16 protein-coding genes are annotated in these 18162 nt (G+C 51.6%); 6 read left to right on the top strand and 10 right to left on the bottom strand.

The window, feature by feature from the left end; all coding sequences use genetic code 11:
• Positions 1-234 precede the first annotated feature (234 nt).
• The gene (locus NF683_RS18590) at positions 235-669 is read left to right on the top strand and encodes a hypothetical protein (protein ID WP_089038545.1); all 435 of its coding nucleotides are present in this window, start codon (positions 235-237) and stop codon (positions 667-669) included.
• Positions 670-755: 86 nt separating this feature from the next.
• Here NF683_RS18590 and NF683_RS18585 read toward each other — a convergent pair whose 3' ends face one another.
• Positions 756-1967 carry a benzoate/H(+) symporter BenE family transporter gene (locus tag NF683_RS18585; protein WP_253920685.1) on the bottom strand — a complete coding sequence of 404 codons (1212 nt, stop codon included), beginning with the start codon at positions 1965-1967 and terminating at the stop codon, positions 756-758.
• Positions 1968-2118: 151 nt separating this feature from the next.
• Between NF683_RS18585 and NF683_RS18580 the strand changes: the two genes are divergently transcribed.
• Entirely contained in the window at positions 2119-2706 is a 588-nt protein-coding gene (locus tag NF683_RS18580; protein WP_089040878.1) for a helix-turn-helix domain-containing protein, read from the top strand.
• Here NF683_RS18580 and nfo read toward each other — a convergent pair.
• Positions 2676-3536, bottom strand: coding sequence for a deoxyribonuclease IV (gene nfo / locus NF683_RS18575; protein WP_089038543.1), 861 nt, complete (start codon positions 3534-3536; stop codon positions 2676-2678). The two genes, NF683_RS18580 and nfo, sit on opposite strands and share 31 nt — an antisense overlap.
• A 36-nt stretch (positions 3537-3572) precedes the next feature.
• Complete coding sequence (locus NF683_RS18570) at positions 3573-4340, bottom strand: glycerophosphodiester phosphodiesterase family protein (RefSeq protein WP_089038542.1); 768 nt, start codon at positions 4338-4340, stop codon at positions 3573-3575.
• 180 nt (positions 4341-4520) lie between these two features.
• On the opposite strand from NF683_RS18570, the gene NF683_RS18565 reads away from it, so the two are divergent.
• From NF683_RS18565 to glpK, 4 genes are all read left to right on the top strand, one after another.
• Positions 4521-5498 carry an NADPH:quinone reductase gene (locus tag NF683_RS18565; protein WP_089038541.1) on the top strand — a complete coding sequence of 326 codons (978 nt, stop codon included), beginning with the start codon at positions 4521-4523 and terminating at the stop codon, positions 5496-5498.
• 241 nt (positions 5499-5739) lie between these two features.
• Complete coding sequence (locus NF683_RS18560; RefSeq protein ID WP_089038540.1) at positions 5740-7590, top strand: SLC13 family permease; 1851 nt, start codon at positions 5740-5742, stop codon at positions 7588-7590.
• A 125-nt stretch (positions 7591-7715) separates the two neighbouring features.
• Complete coding sequence (locus NF683_RS18555; protein WP_038484959.1) at positions 7716-8474, top strand: DeoR/GlpR family transcriptional regulator; 759 nt, start codon at positions 7716-7718, stop codon at positions 8472-8474.
• 164 nt (positions 8475-8638) lie between these two features.
• Positions 8639-10123: a glycerol kinase GlpK gene (gene glpK, locus NF683_RS18550; RefSeq protein WP_089038539.1), complete on the top strand. Its 1485-nt coding sequence runs from the start codon at positions 8639-8641 to the stop codon at positions 10121-10123.
• 75 nt (positions 10124-10198) lie between these two features.
• Here the strand turns inward: glpK and NF683_RS18545 are convergent, their stop codons facing one another.
• The 7 genes from NF683_RS18545 to NF683_RS18515 all read right to left on the bottom strand — a co-directional run bounded on the left by NF683_RS18545 (position 10199) and on the right by NF683_RS18515 (position 18118).
• Entirely contained in the window at positions 10199-11857 is a 1659-nt protein-coding gene (locus tag NF683_RS18545) for a glycerol-3-phosphate dehydrogenase/oxidase (RefSeq protein ID WP_089038538.1), read from the bottom strand.
• Between the two features lie 169 nt (positions 11858-12026).
• Entirely contained in the window at positions 12027-13766 is a 1740-nt protein-coding gene (locus NF683_RS18540) for an ABC transporter substrate-binding protein (RefSeq protein ID WP_089038537.1), read from the bottom strand.
• A 94-nt stretch (positions 13767-13860) separates the two neighbouring features.
• Positions 13861-14133 (bottom strand): DUF2160 domain-containing protein, encoded by a 273-nt coding sequence (locus NF683_RS18535; protein ID WP_038484947.1) that lies wholly within the window; start codon positions 14131-14133, stop codon positions 13861-13863.
• Between the two features lie 15 nt (positions 14134-14148).
• Positions 14149-15045 carry a carbohydrate ABC transporter permease gene (locus tag NF683_RS18530; RefSeq protein ID WP_038484944.1) on the bottom strand — a complete coding sequence of 299 codons (897 nt, stop codon included), beginning with the start codon at positions 15043-15045 and terminating at the stop codon, positions 14149-14151.
• Position 15046: 1 nt separating this feature from the next.
• A complete protein-coding gene (locus tag NF683_RS18525; protein ID WP_089038536.1) occupies positions 15047-15934 on the bottom strand; it encodes a carbohydrate ABC transporter permease in 888 nt (295 codons plus the stop codon).
• Positions 15931-17028 (bottom strand): ABC transporter ATP-binding protein, encoded by a 1098-nt coding sequence (locus tag NF683_RS18520; RefSeq protein ID WP_089038535.1) that lies wholly within the window; start codon positions 17026-17028, stop codon positions 15931-15933. Before NF683_RS18520 ends, NF683_RS18525 begins: the two co-directional genes overlap by 4 nt.
• Positions 17021-18118 carry an ABC transporter ATP-binding protein gene (locus tag NF683_RS18515; protein ID WP_089038534.1) on the bottom strand — a complete coding sequence of 366 codons (1098 nt, stop codon included), beginning with the start codon at positions 18116-18118 and terminating at the stop codon, positions 17021-17023. Before NF683_RS18515 ends, NF683_RS18520 begins: the two co-directional genes overlap by 8 nt.
• Positions 18119-18162: the final 44 nt, after the last annotated feature.

Genomic DNA, 18162 nt, shown 5'->3' with positions numbered 1-18162 from the left:
CATTCCTTGTTGGTAGGGGTGATGCTTAATCGTTTAGTAATGTAGCGCTTAAACTAGCGCTGAATGCGGCATTGTACGGCTAAGCGAGTAAGGCGGCAAAACCCTACGTTAACAGCTTGGCGTGTGCTGGTAAGCAAATGTGTTAAACTTGCCCGGTTTTGTGGCTCGATAGCAGTGGGCAAACAAGCGCATCTTCTCCAGCTATCGGTACGTTAGGACTTTGAGGGAACCTTCATGCAGCAAGCAGTACGCCGTTGGTTAACGGGGGCCATTGTTGGTGTCTCCATTGTAACGTTAAGTGGTTGTGGAACGCTTTTTCATCCTGAGCGTAAAGGGCAAATGAGCGGTAATGTTGACCCAGTGGTGGCGATCGCTAACGGTGTCGGCTTACTGTTTTTTATTGTGCCGGGCGTTATCGCTTATGCCGTGGATTTCTCTAATGGCACTATCTACTTACCAAGTGCGAGCAGTGCGTCGGTAGATATTCACCACTTAGACGACGCTATGGACGTAGCTTCGCTGGAAAAGCTGCTGTCAGATAAAGCGGGACAGCCGGTTAGCTTGGAAAACGAATTGTTGATGATGGAAGAAGTGGCCAGCCTGGATGAAGCGTTAGCCATGGTGCGGATGTCGGGCGTACTGGATGAAGAACGCCTCGCGACGATGTAATGCGTAATGGCCTCATATGTAGAGTCAGATAGCGCTGAACAGAAATAATAAAATGCCCCCAGTAGTGAACGCTCTGGGGGCATTTTTTATCGTATACTTGGAGCCTTTGTCAGCTTTAGTACCACCAAGCCCGCCACAAGCCCCCAGAATGCACCGCCGATACCTAACAACGTGATGCCAGAGCCGGTTAGTAAAAAGGTAACAATGGCGGCATCTCGTTGCCCGCTATTTTCAAATGCATTCGCTAACCCACCGCTTAATGTGCCAAGTAACGCTATACCAGCCAGCGACATAACTAGGACACCGGGAAGCGCATTGAAGATACCGGTAACTGTGCCGCCAAAGATGCCCATCGCGATATAGAACACGCCCGCTGCAACGCCTGCGGTATAGCGTTTAAGAGGATTCGTATGGGCATCAGGCCCTATGCATACCGCGGCGCTAATGGCCGCCATGTTGAATGCATAGCCACCAAAAGGGGCAAGTAACAGCGTTGCAGCCCCTGTCCAACTAATGAGCGGCGAACTGTTTGGCTGATAGCCTGCTGCCCGTAGCACGGCTACGCCAGGTAAATTTTGAGTCGCCATGGTAATGACAAACAGGGGGATGCCAATGCTGATCAGCGTTGTCAACGAAAAGGCAGGCGCAGTGAAAACCGGTACGGTAGGTGCTAGCGGAATGCTGTGTACGTTAAGTTGACCCTGCCAAAGGGCAATAGCAATGCCGATTAACAGCACGCCAGGCACTGCGAGCGTTGGCCATAGGCGCCGACCTGCTACCCAAGCGGCCAACATGGCCAGTGGTAGCAGCCATTGGCTTTCCATAACGTTAAACAACTCTAGGCCAAAGCGCAGCAGAATACCTGCCAGTAGAGCCGAGGCGATTGCGCTGGGAATGTAGCGCATCAAGCGCTCGAATAAACCTGTTACGCCGCAGAGCGTAATGAGCAGCGCGGAGAAGAGGAAGGCACCGATCGCTTCATCAAGTGGAATGCCAGGAAGATTCGTCGCCAAAAACGCCGCGCCTGGCGTTGACCACGCAGTCAATAAAGGCATCCGGTAGCGCAGCGATAGTCCTATCGAGGTAATGCCCATGCCAATGCCCAATGCCCACAGCCAAGAGCTGATTTGCGCAGTGCTGGCGCCCGCCGCGGCTGCCGCCTGGAAAATGATGGCCGCTGAGCTTGTATAACCAATAGTGACCGCAACGAAACCTGCAGTGACGGCCGAGAGGCTAATGTCTCGCCAGAAAGGAGTTCTATGGCTTCCAGCGGGCTGTAGAGTTGGTGGCGCCTCCATAGTGTTACCTCGTTTACGTTGGGTGGCGTGCGCTATAGCGCACAATGCTGCCAGACTATCACTGTGCGTTATAGCGCACAATATTGGCATCGCCGGTGTTCATCGCTGACCGGATAGGTAAACTACGACACTAAATTCTATGGAGAGCCGCATAGTGAGTGATCCTCATACCATTGCCGAGCACATTGCGGGAACCGTTAAAAAGCTACGTAAAGAGCGTGGTTGGAGCCTGGATCGCGCGGCGGGTGAAACGGGTGTGAGTAAAGCCATGTTGGGACAGATAGAGCGTGGTGAGTCTAGCCCTACCATCTCAACGCTTTGGAAGATCGCGAGTGGTTTTCGGGTGTCGTTTTCAACCCTGTTTGATGGTGACAAGCCTGCGTTAGGCGAACTACACAGAGATGGCTGGGAGTCCGTTTGGGGCGATGATAGCGCCGGGATGCAAGCGCGGCTGCTTTTCCCTTACGACCCGCTGCTGGGTTTTGAAATGTTTATGATTGAGCTAGCACCAGGGGCGATCAGTGAGTCGTCTCCCCACGCCAGCGGTGTGGTAGAACACATCGTCGTTGTCGAGGGCGAGATGGAGCTACGCATTGACGAGCGTTGGCAAACGCTACGAGTGGGCGAGGGGCTGCGCTTTTTTGCTGACCGACCCCACGCCATGCGTAACAGCGCTACAACGCGGCTACGTTTTCACGATGTGATTCACTATTTGCCAGGCGCTGCTTCAGGCACTTGAGCACGTAACCAGTTGAGTTCGTCAGCCCAAATGCCGGGTTCGACGGTTTCCAGAATCATCGGTATGTCATGAATGCGTTCGTCTTGCATGATCGTTGTGAACGCGTCCAGGCCGATATTGCCTTTCCCCAGGCTGTGGTGGCGGTCTACACGGCTGGCGAAGGCACTCTTGGCATCGTTTAAATGCATACCGCGTAAATACTCAAAGCCGACCACCTTGCCTAGCTCATCCAACGTTGCTTGGGTGGCCTCGGCGGTACGTAGGTCATACCCAGCGGCGAAGGCATGGCAGGTATCAATACAAACGCCAACACGGGTTTTATCATCGACGTGGGCAATGATTTCCGCTAAATGCTCGAAGCGCCAGCCAAGGTTGGTGCCTTGCCCGGCGGTGTTTTCAATCACTGCCGTAACACCTTGTGAGGCTAGCAATGCTTCGTTGATGGAGTCTGCAATGCGTTTCAGGCAGTCGGCTTCGCTGATTTTGTTCAGGTGACTGCCAGGGTGGAAGTTCAATAACGTGAGACCTAGTTGCTCACAGCGCTGCATTTCGTCTAAAAACGCAGCGCGTGATTTTTCAAGCCCAGCGGTTTCCGGATGGCCTAGGTTAATCAGGTAGCTGTCGTGGGGTAAAATTTGTTCTGGGCCAAACCCGTGGGTTTGGCAGGCTTGTTTAAACGCCGCAATGGCCTCGTCGGTCAGCGGTTTACCTTTCCACTGCCGCTGGTTTTTGGTGAACAGAGCAAAGCCATTTGCGCCAATTTCTACCGCACGGAACACTGCTTGATCCGCGCCACCTGCGGCGCTTACGTGGGCACCAAGATAGTGCATAGTCTTCCTTAGGTAGAGTAGTGAGTATTGACGAATTTAACCGTGTCGACGTCGATTATTCAAATAGCGTTGAAATGCTTCAGGCTCATCAGTAATCGCGCTGGCTACTCCCCAGCCCCAGCGGCTTTCAAAAGCGCTGGGGTCGTTGGCGGTATAGCATAAAATTTCATAGCCATCTCGGCGCATGGCAGCAGCCTGTGTGTGTTTTAAGCGTGGCCAATGAGGGTGAATGCTAAAGGCGTCGATGGCTTGACACTGGTCACGCCAAGTTGGAGGTGTGCTGCCAAACAGTACGCCCAGCGCGAGGGCTTCTTTGGGTGCAAAGTGGCGGCATCGAGCTAACGCTCGGGCATCAAACGAGGACACAATCAGCCGTTCGGCGGGCAGTGTTGCTAATACGATTGGTAATACGGTATCCACCAAGGCGATGGGGTCACGGCCTTTGTTTACCTTGATCTCTAAATTCACCCCCATATTGAGTTCGTTCAATAGCGCCAGCATGGCCTCTAGACTGGCCATCTTTTCACCTGCAAACTCATCGCCAAACCAACTGCCGACGTCAAGCTGTTGCGCACGCTGCCACGTCAGGTTAGCGAGGTTGCCACGGCTATCGGAGCAGCGGCTAATATCGCCATCATGCCAGATGACAGGGGTACCATCGCCCAATAGTTGAACGTCTAATTCCACCCAAGTAATGCCCGCTTGATGAGCGGCACGCACTGCCGTTAGGGTGTTTTCAGGTGCGGCGGCTGAGTATCCGCGATGGGCTATAAGCGTAGGCAAACAGATTGCTGGGTGCGTCATAGTCTGTCCGTTTTAGAGTAATCGATAAGCATTGTTATCAACATTTTTCAGATAGTCTAGCATGGGTGCATGACAGCAATATGTCCTGTATGGCTGGCTAATCGCTTGATTTGAGGCGCACAACGCGGTTGGATAGCCTGCTAATGTGTGTCCAGTAATTAACAATGGGAGTTTGCCCAGATGTCTAAACGTATTCAGTTTTCAAAAACGGGCGATTCAGATGTATTGGAGTGGGTCGACACAGCGCCTAAGGCACCCGGCAGCGGTGAAGTGCGTATTGCTAATAAAGCGGTGGGCCTGAATTTTATTGATATCTACTTTCGTACCGGGCTCTATCCTGCGCCATCTATGCCTTCTGGATTAGGCACCGAAGGTGCAGGGATTGTCGACGCTGTGGGTGAAGGTGTTACCCATCTAAAAGAGGGTGACCGGGTAGCGTATGCACAAGGGCCATTGGGTGCCTATGCAGAGATGCATACCTTGCCAGCGGCCAAGGTGATTAAGCTGCCGGACTTTATTGATTTTGAAACCGCTGCGGCCAGTATGCTGAAAGGGTTAACCGTGCAGTATCTGCTGCGGCAAACTTATGAGCTAAAGGGCGGTGAGACCATTCTTTTTCATGCCGCTGCTGGAGGCGTTGGCTCGATTGCCTGCCAGTGGGCCAAGGCGCTTGGTGTTAAGCTGATTGGGACGGTTAGCTCAAAAGAGAAAGCAGACTTGGCGATGGCCAACGGTGCATGGGCAACGATCAACTACAGCGAAGAGAATGTGGTAGAGCGGGTGCGTGAGCTAACCAATGGCGAAATGTGCGATGTGGTTTATGACTCCGTAGGAAAAGATACCTGGGAAATGTCGTTAGACTGTCTAAAGCCTCGTTCGCTAATGGTCAGCTTTGGTAATGCGTCTGGTCCCGTAGACGGGGTGAATATAGGTATTCTGAACCAAAAAGGCGCGCTCTTTGTAACCCGCCCAAGTTTGAACGGCTATGCTGACACCCGTGAACGCTTTGAAATGATGTGCGATGACTTTTTTGGCATGATCAAAAGCGGCAAACTTCGTATTGACGTAGCAAATCGCTACCCGCTTCAGGACGCAGGAAAGGCTCAAGATGCCCTGCAAAGCCGTCAAACAACTGGCTCGACCGTGCTACTTCCTTAACTCACCTGACTAAACGACCACGCTTTACAGCCACTTTTTGCAACATGGAGTGAGCTGCGTGGCTTAGTCGTTCTTTAATCACTTTTTATGAATGCCTGGCCACGCCAGGCATTTTATTGCTCCAACGTTCTTTTGTTGCTCTGCGCTGCTAGGGCTATACGGCCGTATAGTCATCATCTACTGTGTTGCTAGTGAGTTGGCGCCTCAGCCGAGCGTACCCACACAAGGAGAGGGACACCGCATGACAATGGAAAGCATTGGGCTTGCGCCTAGCACGTTGGTTTTTATCATTTTGGGATTAACGCTTGCCGCTTTTATGTGGGGGCGATTTCGCTATGATCTCGTTGCGCTTGCGGCGTTGCTCGGCTCGGTAATGCTTGGGCTTGTGCCCACCGATGAAGCTTTTAAAGGCTTTGGGCATCCGGCGGTGATTACGGTGGCCGCGGTATTGGTCATTAGCCGAGGGTTTGAGCGCTCGGGTGTTGTCGATATTATCGCCAATCAAGTGCTCAAAGTAGGTGAACGGCTTCTACTGCAGTTGCTGGTATTAGTGGGTACGGTCGTGGTGCTTTCTGGGGTGATGAATAACGTAGGGGCACTGGCGTTACTGTTGCCCGTTGCCATGCGGCTTGCTCGAGAGCACAACACATCCCCGTCGCTGTTATTAATGCCGTTGGCGTTTGGTTCATTGCTGGGAGGCTTAACCACGCTGATTGGCACGCCACCTAACATTATTATTGCCACATACCGGGGTAATATCACCGGTGAAAACTTCGGCATGTTCAGCTTTACCCCGGTGGGGGTTGCTGTTGCGTTAGTCGGCCTGGCGTTTATTGTGCTTGTGGGCTGGCGCTTAACGCCTAAGCGCAGTGGGCAGGCTTCAACCGAAGAAATGTTTGATACTGCTAATTATTTGGTTGAGCTAAAGGTTTCAGAAGAGTCAAAGGCTAATGGTCTGACACTCCAGCAACTACATGATGAGCTAGAGGAGGCTATTCCGGTTCTTGCTGTGGTACGAGAAGATAATCGCCGCGCCGGGTACTCATTTCACGGGGTGCTTCGGGAAGGGGATATTTTGCTGCTGGAAGCAGGGCCTGATGAACTTAAGCTGCTGGAAGACAAAGTAGGGCTGAGCGCGATTGCGGAATCCGAAAAAGATGAGAAAGACAGTGATGAGACTGATAGTGAAAATGCAGATTCACAGCCCTCGGATGAGCGCCAGCCTGTCAATACGGAAGGTCTGCAGCTGATTGAAGCGGTGGTGCGTAACGATTCGATGATGGTCAATCGGAGCGTACGCCAGCTGCGGTTAAACCAGCAGTTCGGGCTGCATTTAGTGGCGGTGGCCCGCGATGGAGGGCGTTTAAAGCAGCGTCTTCGGGACATTCGTTTTCAAACCGGTGATGTACTGCTGTTACAAGGAAGTGAAAACGAAATCGCCGATAGCTTAGCGACCCTTGGGTGTTTGCCGCTGGCTAACCGTGAGCTTCACTTAGGGCAACCGCGAAAGTTGGCGCTGTCGATCGGTATTTTTGCCCTCGCCATTATGGCGATGCTGTTTGATTTGCTTCCTGCGGCTGTTGCTATGAGTAGCGCGGCGTTGATATCACTGCTGATAGGAGTGCTGCCGCTGAGAGAAGGTTATCAAGCCATTGATGGGCCCGTTATTGTTCTCCTGGCGGCCATGCTGCCGGTTGGTGAGGCGCTTGAAACGAGCGGTGGCGCTGAAATTATTGCTGATGCGCTACTACGATTTGGCGTTGAGTGGCCCATCACTGTTTCATTAGCAGGGCTATTTATTCTCTCGATGTTACTTTCCAACGTGGTCAATAACGCCGCAGCCGCGTTGTTGATGGCGCCTATTGCCGCCAGTCTTGCGAGTGGTTTTGATGCATCACTCGATCCCTTTCTAATGGTGGTCGCTGTCAGCGCCTCATGCGCCTTTCTAACCCCGATAGGCCACCAGTCCAATACGCTAGTGTTAGGCCCGGGTGGTTACCAGTTCGGTGATTATTGGAAGCTAGGCCTTCCACTTTCGTTAGTGGTGATGGTGGTCGCTATTCCTGCCATTTTATGGGTCTGGCCGCTCTAATCGAGCAGGTACTTGGCGAAAAATGAGAGCTTAATGTTCGTATTATTAAATTTCGAAAATTTGCTACTCTATAGCTCATAGAGAACAGCTCTTAAACACTAATAAATAACGAATAGGCCGAGCTTATGAACCAACAGTTTCGCCAAGATGCTATCGTCGAGCTAGTACGCCAGCATGGCTATATGAGCATTGAGCAACTGACCGATCACTTTGCAGTGACGCCACAAACCATTCGGCGTGATTTAAATACGCTAGCAAACGAAGGGCGGGTTCGTCGTGTGCATGGCGGTGTAGGAATAGAGTCGAGCACTGTTAACACCGCCTACAGCACGCGTAAAACGCTACATTTAGAAGAGAAAGAGCGGATTGCTCACTGCCTGGCGCAGCAAATTCCTCATCACTCCTCACTGTTTATTAATATCGGTACCAGTAACGAGGTGATCGCCCAGGCGCTGCTTGAACACCAGGGTTTAGAAATCATTACCAATAATCTGAACGTGGCCGCCATTCTTCAGCACAAAGAGGACTTCACGGTGATTATTGCTGGCGGGCAAGTTCGCTCTCGCGATGGCGGTATTATCGGCGAAGCCACTATCGATTTTATCAATCAATTTAAAGTGGATTACGGGATCATCGGGATCAGCGGTATTGATGAGGATGGCTCGCTTCTTGAATTTGATTACCAGGAAGTACGCGTTGCTCAAGCGATTATTGCCAATTCGCGACGCATTTATCTCGCCGCAGATTACTCAAAATTTCATCGTAATCCGGTGGTGCGCCAAGGGAATATTTCCCAGCTCGATGCTCTGTTCACTGATCGGAAGCCTCCTGAGTCGATTCTGCAGCTGTTATCGCAGCACGGTGTTGCGTTGCATATCGCTTAAGCATGATGCGTAAGCTAAGGCGGAGCACGGCCCTCGACGCGTTTAAGAGTGAAGGAGAGTAGTTTCATACTTGAGCATTTGGGGCGGCTAGAGTAGCCTTGGATGATAATAAAGCGAAACAAAACACACAAAACCGAAAGAACCTACAACAAAGTGAACGTGATATGTCCTCCTTTATTCTCGCCATCGATCAAGGTACGACCAGCTCGCGCGCCATTTTATTTGACCGCCAAGGCCAAATAGAGGCGGTTGCCCAACAGGAATTTCCTCAGCACTTCCCTCAAGATGGGTGGATAGAGCATGATCCCGAAAATATATGGGAGACTGTCCTCGCCACCTGTCGTGAGGTATTAGAAAAGGCGAATATTTCGCCAGAGCAGATTGATGGAATTGGCATTACTAACCAACGTGAAACCACGGTGGTGTGGGATAGAGAGACGGGTAAGCCGCTCTATAATGCGATTGTCTGGCAGGATCGGCGTACCTCTGAACTTTGTCAAACACTCCGTGACCAAGGGCATACAGAGGCAGTACAAGCGAAAACAGGCCTCTTAATAGATCCCTATTTCTCTGCCACCAAGCTCGCCTGGATACTCGATAATGTAGCAGGAGCCCGCGAGCGTGCGCAGCGCGGTGAGCTACTCTTTGGCACTATCGATACCTTTTTGATTTGGCGATTAACGAATGGCAAGCAACACGTCACTGATGCCACCAACGCATCGCGAACAGCCATTTTTAATATCCATAATCAAACATGGGACGATGAGCTGTTAGCGTTGTTTGACGTTCCTGCCAACATGCTGCCCGAGGTAAAAGATTCCAGCGATGATTTTGGCACCACTGACGCAGATTGGTTAGGGGCGGCTATCCCTATTGCGGGTGTAGCAGGGGATCAGCAGGCTGCGCTAGTAGGTCAAGCGTGCTTTCAGCCAGGAATGGGTAAAAGCACCTATGGCACCGGGTGTTTTATGATCGTTAACACCGGGGATACACCCTCGGTATCACGAAATCGTCTGCTAACCACCATTGGTTACCGAATTAATGGCAAGCCGACCTATGCGATGGAGGGCAGTATTTTCGTTGCTGGGGCGACTGTGCAGTGGCTACGCGATGGGTTGAACCTGTTTGCGGATGCGTCAGAGACAGAAGCGCTTGCTAAAGAAACCCGCAGCGGACATAGCGTTTACTTGGTGCCGGCCTTTACTGGCTTGGGTGCGCCCCATTGGGACCCTAAAGCGCGAGGGGCAATTTTTGGCCTCACTCGGGATACCGGTATTGCCGAAATCGTTGCGGCGGGGCTCCAGGCGGTGTGTTACCAGACCCGTGATCTTCAGCACTGTATGAACGACGATATGGAAGCCACGCCTGGTAACCTACGTGTCGATGGTGGCATGGTGAAAAACAGCTGGGTGATGCAGTTTTTAGCCGATATGCTCGATGTCCAGGTGGATAGACCGACTATTCTTGAAACGACAGCGCTTGGAGCTGCTTATTTGGCAGGCTTGCGTTTGGGTTGGTATGACACGCTTGAAGAAATTGAGCAACTCTGGCGTTGCGAAAAGAGCTTTACACCTAAAATGCCAGAATCGACTCGGGAGGCGTTGTACCAGGGTTGGCTAGATGCCGTGAATCGCGTGCGTTGTAATTAACAACCGTTATTGGCTACTTCAATAGGCAAAAGCCGCTATCGATGATAGCGGCTTTTTAATGTTGTTGATGGTTAATCAGTGAGTGTTCTGTGGCTCTGCTTGTGCAACGAAAGGCTGTGAGGTGTCACGATTTTCAGCAAAGTAGGTAGCAAAGCGTTCTTCCGCTTGGTCTCCGAAGAGGACACGACAAGCTTCTTTCAGCCCCTTAGAGTGGCGCAGCTGTTCATGGTGAACAACCAGTGACACTTTGGCTCTTCGGCGCAGGAAGTCCTCCAACTGCGTAATCATTTCGTGGTCTCGGGCATGCTCTAGTTCGCAGCGAATATATTCGGTACCTTCAATGAGAATATCGGCTTCCGCAGGATCCTGACGGATTTTCTCTAGCATTTGCATGGCCTGTTCTGCATAACGCCGCCACAGCCGGGAAGAGAGCGGCTCGGTCGACGTTGGTGCAGTCATCGCATCTAGATTCATCCGTTTAGCTTGGTCCATAAACTGCTGTTTGACAGGCTCTGGTGGCTCACCGTACCAGCGATAGTTGATATCGCTGAGATTGACACCTAGGCGGACCACTTCTTCTGCGATTTCATCACCTACATTCAAGCAGTCGGTTAATTTACCCCCAAAAATACTAATGTGGGCGCTATCCGCATTGGTATCGATGACATGTTTACGCGACAGCTGGAGAAAATCGCGATCGCCGTCACCCTGGTCTGCTTTGATAGCCAGGGGCCGAACACCGCAGCGTGTTGAAATAATATCGTCTTGGGTAAGCGGCTTTTCTAACGTTAGGCGCTTATTGATATTTTCCAATACAAACTCAATATCTTCAGCGGTGACATCCACCTCTGGATGTTCCATATGCGTATCAGTCGTGCCGATGCAGGTGCGATTCCCCATGGGAATGACAAAAAACAGTCGTCCATCGTCGGCAAAAAACGCCAGTACCCGTTTCGTTTCCGTCAATTGCGGAACGATCAGATGAATGCCTTTTGAGTAAAGATGTTGATGGGTGGTTTTCTCGCCGGTAAGTGCGTTGTGCTGGTCTACCCAGGGGCCAGCCGCATTAATTAATACTTTGGAACGGATATTGAATGTGCTGCCATCCATGACATTGCGCGCTTTCGTTACCCAGTGCTGGCCTTCACGTTCAGCACCAAGCGACTCAACATAATTGGCTGCAATTGCCCCATAGTTAAGCGAATGGCGAACAAAGTTAAATACAAATCGGGCATCATTATCGTGTAAGTAGGCATCTGAGTATTCAAACCCACCGACTGAGCCTTCGATATCAATAATGGGTTCTTCTTGCTTAATGTTCTTGGGAGACAATAAGCGGGGCAGCTTAGTAAACCCGTTTCCCATTAGCCAGTAGAGCCAGGTGCCTGCCCACAAATACCAGGGTGAATGGCGGAAACCTTTACTGATGGTAGTCAGAAAGCGAATTTCCTGAACGGTAGAAGGGTAACTTTTAATCAAGTGATTACGGCTTTTGCACAGTTTGCGTACTAATGCGAAATCCTTGCTTTCCATATACTTAATGCCTCCCCAAACTAAGTTGGAGGAGTGCATACTGGTGCTTCCCGCAAAATCACCGCGGTCTATTAAGGCGACTTTAGCGCCTTTGCCTGCAAGCGCGGCTGCCGTTGCTGCGCCGTTAATGCCGCCACCGATGATTAGTGCGTCAAAGTCGTCAGTGTGCAATTTCTCGATATTCCGGTTACGCAGTTTCATAGCGGTTCCAATTAACAAAGAAAAAGCCCCGTGTTTAGGTAGCGGTTTCAACATGACAACAAAGCAATAAGCCTATGTAGACCAGCGAGCCCTGCTGTTATTTGCTCGCCGCTGATGAAACCTAGTTTTTGAGCCTTAATAGGGCGGGCCGAAGCCCGCCCCAACTGGATTAGCGGGTACCCGCTTCCATCCAGGCTTCCATCATTTCATCGTAAGGAACGGTCGTTCCTTGCGGCATTTCATCATCAAGCTTTTGCTTAGGAGAGCCTTCTTGATCCAGCCAGTATTGCGGGTCGCGCTCTTCGTTAAGCGCAGGGGCGTAGCTATCGAAGACGTTCGCGCGAGCTAAGCGGTACATGGTGTTATCCATATCTGCCGCCAGCTTATCCAAGCCCTCTTGAGGGGTAACTTCGCCACTCATTACCGGTGCTAGGTTTTGCCACCATAGCGGAGCCATACGCGGATAATCAGGTACGTTGGTGCCCGTAGGCGTCCAGTTGGATTCGTTGGGGCTGCGGTAGAACTCAACCAAACCACCAAGCTTAGGTGCCATTTCGGTCATCTGTTCAGAGAAAATGTCAGATTCACGAATCGGCGTTAGACCAGCTATCAGTTTTTCAAGAGAGGTCGTTTTGGCTACCGTGAACTGGGCAAATAGCCAAGCAGCGGTTCGACGGTCTTCGGGTGTGGAGTCAAAGAACGTCCATGCACCTACATCCTGATAACCCACTTTCATGCCTTCTTCCCAGTAAGGGCCGGTAGGGGAAGGTGCCATGCGCCAAAGTGGGTTGCCTTCATCGTCGGTCACAGCCACGGCAGGATCGGTCATGTCTGCTGTGAAGGCGGTGTACCAGAAAATTTGCTGAGCAATATGACCTTGAGCAGGCACAGGACCCGCTTCACCAAAGGTCATGCCCTGTGCTTCAGGCGGTGCGAAGTCACGTAGCCAATCAACGGCTTTTTGCATGGCAAAGACAGACGCTGGCGAGTTGGTCGCACCGCCACGACTAACGCTGGCACCTACCGGCTGACTATCTTCGTTAACGCGAATGCCCCAGTCATCGACTGGATTACCTGATGGTACGCCCGGGCTACCCATACCGGCCATTGAGAGCCAGGAGTCGTGGAAGCGCCAGCCAAGCGACGGGTCACGACGGCCGTAGTCCATGTGGCCATAGACGGTAGTGCCGTCGATTTCACCAACATGTTTGGTAAAGAACTCGGCAATATCTTGATAAGCCGTCCAGTTGGTGGGCACGCCTAGGTCGTAGCCGTAAATCTCACGGAACTGCTCCTGTAGGTCTTCGCGCTGGAACCAGTCATAACGGAACCAGTAAAGGTTGGCGAACTGCTGAGTGGGTAGTTGGTATAGGCTGCCATCGGGGCCAGTGCCGTACTGCAAGCCAATGAAGTCGTCTAGGTCCAGCGTTGGAAGTGTGTAGTCAGCCCATTCGTTTTCCATCGCCTCGGTGAGGTTGATGGTGGTGCCGTAACGAATGTGCGTGCCGATAGCGTCGGTGTCATTAACAAAACCGTCGTAGATGCTGTTACCTGACTGCATCTGATTTTGCATCGTATCAACGACGTCGCCTTCGCCGATAATATTGTGAGTAAGGTTGATACCGGTTAACTCACTGAATGCTTCTGCCAGCACTTCACTTTCATAGACGTGAGTGGTCAAGCCTTCTGCGACAGTTTGAATATCCATACCGCGGAAAGGCTCAGCTGCTTTTGCAAACCAAAGCAGTTCTTCGATTTGCTCTTCACGACTCAAGGTAGAGTTTTGGAAGTGTTCGTCGACCAAGCGCTCCGCGATTGCCCGCGCGTCGTGATCGTCGGCCATCAGTGTCCCCGATGCGAGCATGAGGCTGGCGGCGAGGGTAGTAAGTTTGAACTTGTTGTTGCGCATGTTGACCTCGTTTTGTTGTGCTCTTCCCTGATCTCTTGAGCGTCCTTGATACTGCCGTACTTAACGCCAGGGTTTTCCTGGAATTGCTGATTGGCTAACCCCAGCGCATTAACACCAGCAGCCATACCGCTGAAAGTGCTAGTGCAATCCAAATTGAAAGCGACGTGAACCCAATGAAGCCCAAGTGAATAAACGCGGCAGACAGCAAGCCGATAAACAGCCGATCACCGCGGGTGGTGCTAATGGGTAAAAATCCCTTTCTTTCAATGCTTGGCGAGCGTAGTTCCCAGATCGTCATGCCAGCGAGCATGGCCGCAATGGAAGAAAAGAAAATAGCCGTCGGTAAAGTCCATACCATCCAGGACATAAGGTTTCCTCCTACTCAGGTGCGGCCCAGGGCAAAGCCCTTGGCGATATGGTTGCGTACGAAGTAAACCACCAGAATGCCGGGAACAATGGTCAACATACCGGCGGCCGCGAGGGTGCCCCAGTCGATACCTGATGCCGTCGAGGTCCTGGTCATGATCATGCCGATTGGCTGAGCGTCTGTAGACGTCAGTGTGCGTGCCAGCAGCAGTTCAACCCACGAAAACATGAATAGGAAGAAAAGCACCACGCCAATGCCAGAACTGATCATGGGAATGAAGATCTTGATGAAGAACTTGGGAAAGCTGTAGCCGTCGATATAGGCGGTTTCGTCGATTTCCTTAGGCACGCTGCTCATAAAGCCTTCCAGAATCCAGATGGCCAGCGGAATATTGAATAGGCAGTGAGCTAGCGCTACGGCGATGTGCGTATCGAATAAGCCGACCGAGTAATAAAGCTGGAAGTAGGGCAGCAAAAATACTGCGGGTGGCGCCATCAAGTTGGTTAATAGCCAGAAGAACAGGTGCTTATCACCGATGAACTTGTAACGGCTGAAGGCATAGGCGGCCGGAAGTGCCACTAACATGGTGATGACCATATTCATCACCACATACATGATGGAGTTGACGTACCCCATGTACCAGCTTGGGTTAGTGAAGATGCCGATGTAGTTGTCAAAGGTCAGATTCTGTGGCCACAGCGTCATCGACCCGAGGATCTCGCTGTTAGTCTGCAGCGACATATTGAGCAGCCAATAAAGGGGCAGTATCAGCAGCACGATATAGGTGCCAAGCAGAAGCCGCTTTCTCAGCCGAGAGCGTGAGTGGCGCTTGCGTCGCTCAGCTGCTGGCACCTTACTGAAAATAGTGTTGTATTTTTCACCCTGCTGGGTGTTTTCAAGTTGGTAAGACATCTTACACGCCTCCCTGTGAATTCTTGTCTTTCTGCAGATGCATGATGGTGGTATAGAACACCCAGCTGACTAGCAGAATGACGAGGAAGTAGATGATCGAGAAGGCGGCAGAAGGCCCCAGATCTTGCTGGCCGATAGCCATGGTGGCAAGCGATTGGGTTAGGAATGTAGTTGAACTGCCAGGTCCTCCGCCGGTTAACACAAAGGGCTCGGCGTAGATCATGAAGGAGTGCATGAAGCGCAGCAGTACGGCGATAACCAGAACGTTAGTTAGCTTCGGTAGCTGAATATAGCGAAACACTGCCCACTTAGAAGCACGGTCAATTCTTGCCGCTTGATAGTAGGCTTCAGGAATAGAGCGCAGCCCGCTATAGCAGAGCATTGCGACAAGCGGTGTCCAGTGCCAAACATCCATTAAAATAATGGTCGCCCAGGCGTCACCGGCATTACGGGTAATATTGTAATTAATACCCAGCTCGCGCAGCCCCCAGCCCATTAACCCAATATCGCCACGGGTAAAGATCTGCCAGATACTGCCAACGACGTTCCAAGGAATTAGCAGGGGCAGGGTAATCAGAATTAGTACGGCGGACGCCTGCCAGCCCTGTTTTGGCATAATCAGCGCTATTCCTATTCCCAGTGGGATCTGAATAGCCAGAATAATCAATGAAAACAGTATCTGCCGACCAAATGCAGCTTGCAGCTCCGAGTCGTTGAGCATAGTGCGAAACCACTCGGTGCCGGTAAAGAAGCTAGCGTTGGGGCCTAGCACGTCCTGTACCGAGTAGTTGACCACTGTCATCAAGGGGATAATGGCGGAAAACGCCACGAGCACTAACATTGGTAGAACTAATAGCCAAGCGCGGTTGTTATAGACTTTATTATTCATGAGGTAACCTCCACCCGGTATTCGTCCACAAACAGCCCTAACTGATCGTGGTCGAAGGTGAGATAAATATCGTCTCCGAATTCAGGGTGACCTTCCGGCAAGCGTGCCTTGAACGCCTGACCACCCAACTCAAAGGTAACAATTGAGTAGGTGCCTAGATCTTGCACCTGCCGTTTACGAGCGGGCAGGGCACCTTCACGTTTGCTGGCATGCACGGTTACAAACTCGGGGCGAATGCCGATTTTTATATTCGAACTTTTGGTATTGGCAATGGCGTCAACAAACGCCTGCGGTAAGGGGAGCGGTATATCAGCAAAGATGACTTCCCCCGCATGGTGGCGTACATCCAGAATGTTCATGCCGGGACTGCCAATGAAATAGCCAACAAAGGTATGCGCGGGGGTTTCAAAGAGCTCTTGAGGAGTGCCGAACTGAACCACCTGACCTTCATACATCACAGCGATTTTGTCGGCAAAAGTTGCCGCTTCCAGCTGGTCATGGGTGACGTAAATCATGGTGATATTGAAGCGCTGGTGAATCTCCTTCAGCTTGCGGCGTAATTTCCACTTGAGCTGTGGGTCGATAACCGTTAACGGCTCATCAAACAGAATTGCCGAGACATCATCGCGCACTAAGCCGCGCCCCATTGAAACCTTCTGCTTCTCGTCGGCGGTCAGCCCTTTGGCTTTACGCTTTAGCAGTGGGGTTAACTCCAGAATCTCGGCGACTTCCTCTACCTTTGGCGTGATGCGATGGCCTGGAATGTTGATGTTACGCAATGGAAAGGCGAGGTTATCAAACACCGTCATGGTGTCGTAGATCACCGGGAACTGAAAAACCTGAGCGATGTTACGTTCCTCAGGCGGCAACTCGTTAACTCGCTGGCCATCAAACAGCACATCCCCTTCAGAAGGTTCGAGCAGTCCGGAAATAATGTTCAGCAGGGTAGATTTGCCACACCCCGATGGCCCCAGCAGGGCATAAGCGCCGCCTTGGTGCCAGATATGTTCCATCTGGCGAATCGCGTAATCTTCAGGTGATTTCGGGTTAGCGCTATAAGTATGCGCGAGAGCCTTTAGTATGATCTCAGCCATGCTGATTCACTCCCCGTGTTTCCGGCGTATGAACAATAGAACCCTGCTGATCGAAGACAAACAGCTTGTGGGTAGGGAAGTAGATCTTTATGCGCTGATTGACTTTAGGGGTATGAATACCAAGCAAATGGAGTACTAAAGAAAATAAGTTGTGCCGCACGTGGAGGAAAGTTTCCGAACCGCTGATTTCAGCCACTTCAACTTCAACTTCAAGCTCTAGATCATCTGCTGCATTCGGCTGTAGGCTGACGTGAGAGGCACGGACTCCAAATCGGTATGCTCCCGCGGGTAGGTTGCGTAGCGCCACATCGCAGGGGAAATGGATATCCTGGTCGAAGGTGATTTCATTGGCAGTAAGATGCCCAGGCACAATATTGATCGGCGGTTCTGAAAACATCTCAGCGCTTAGGATGCCGTTAGGCTCGCGATAAATTTGCTCGGTTGGGCCATATTGCAGCAGCTTGCCTTCATGCAATACGGCAGTGTTACCGCCTAACGCTAGCGCTTCGTTGGGCTCGGTGGTGGCATAAACGGCAATGCAGTTTCGCGCCTTGAATAGCCCGCGAAGTTCATCGCGCAACGCTTCACGCAGTTTGTAGTCAAGATTGACCAGCGGTTCATCAAACAGGATCAGGTCCGCATCCTTAACCAAAGCGCGGCCCATGGCGGTACGCTGCTGTTGCCCACCAGAAAGCTCAAGCGGCAAGCGGTCCAGCAAGTGGTCAATCCCCAGCATGGCGGCAGTTTCGCGCACACGCTTGTCGATTTCCTGCTTGGATGCCTTAGCCAGTTTAAGTGGTGACGCGATATTGTCGTAAACGTTAAGGCTTGGGTAATTGATGAATTGCTGATACACCATGGAGACATTGCGCTTGCGGACGGATACGCCCGTGACATCCTTGCCATCCATGTAGATTCGCCCCCGGGTAGGTTGCTCCAAACCCGCCATTAATCGCATGAGCGTTGTTTTACCTGCCAGGGTTCGCCCTAGCAGCACATTGAAAGAACCCGGCTCCAGCTCGAGGTTCACCCCACTGATATGGGATTCACCACCGACGATGTGGTCGATATTTTGCAGATGTAAGGACATGCCGATCTCGCTAACGTCATTGTTATAGATAAATGTTATTGGTA

The sequence above is a fragment of the Halomonas sp. MS1 genome (assembly GCF_024182575.1).
Lineage (GTDB): Bacteria > Pseudomonadota > Gammaproteobacteria > Pseudomonadales > Halomonadaceae > Vreelandella.
This window is presented reverse-complemented; position numbering and strand designations above follow the sequence as displayed.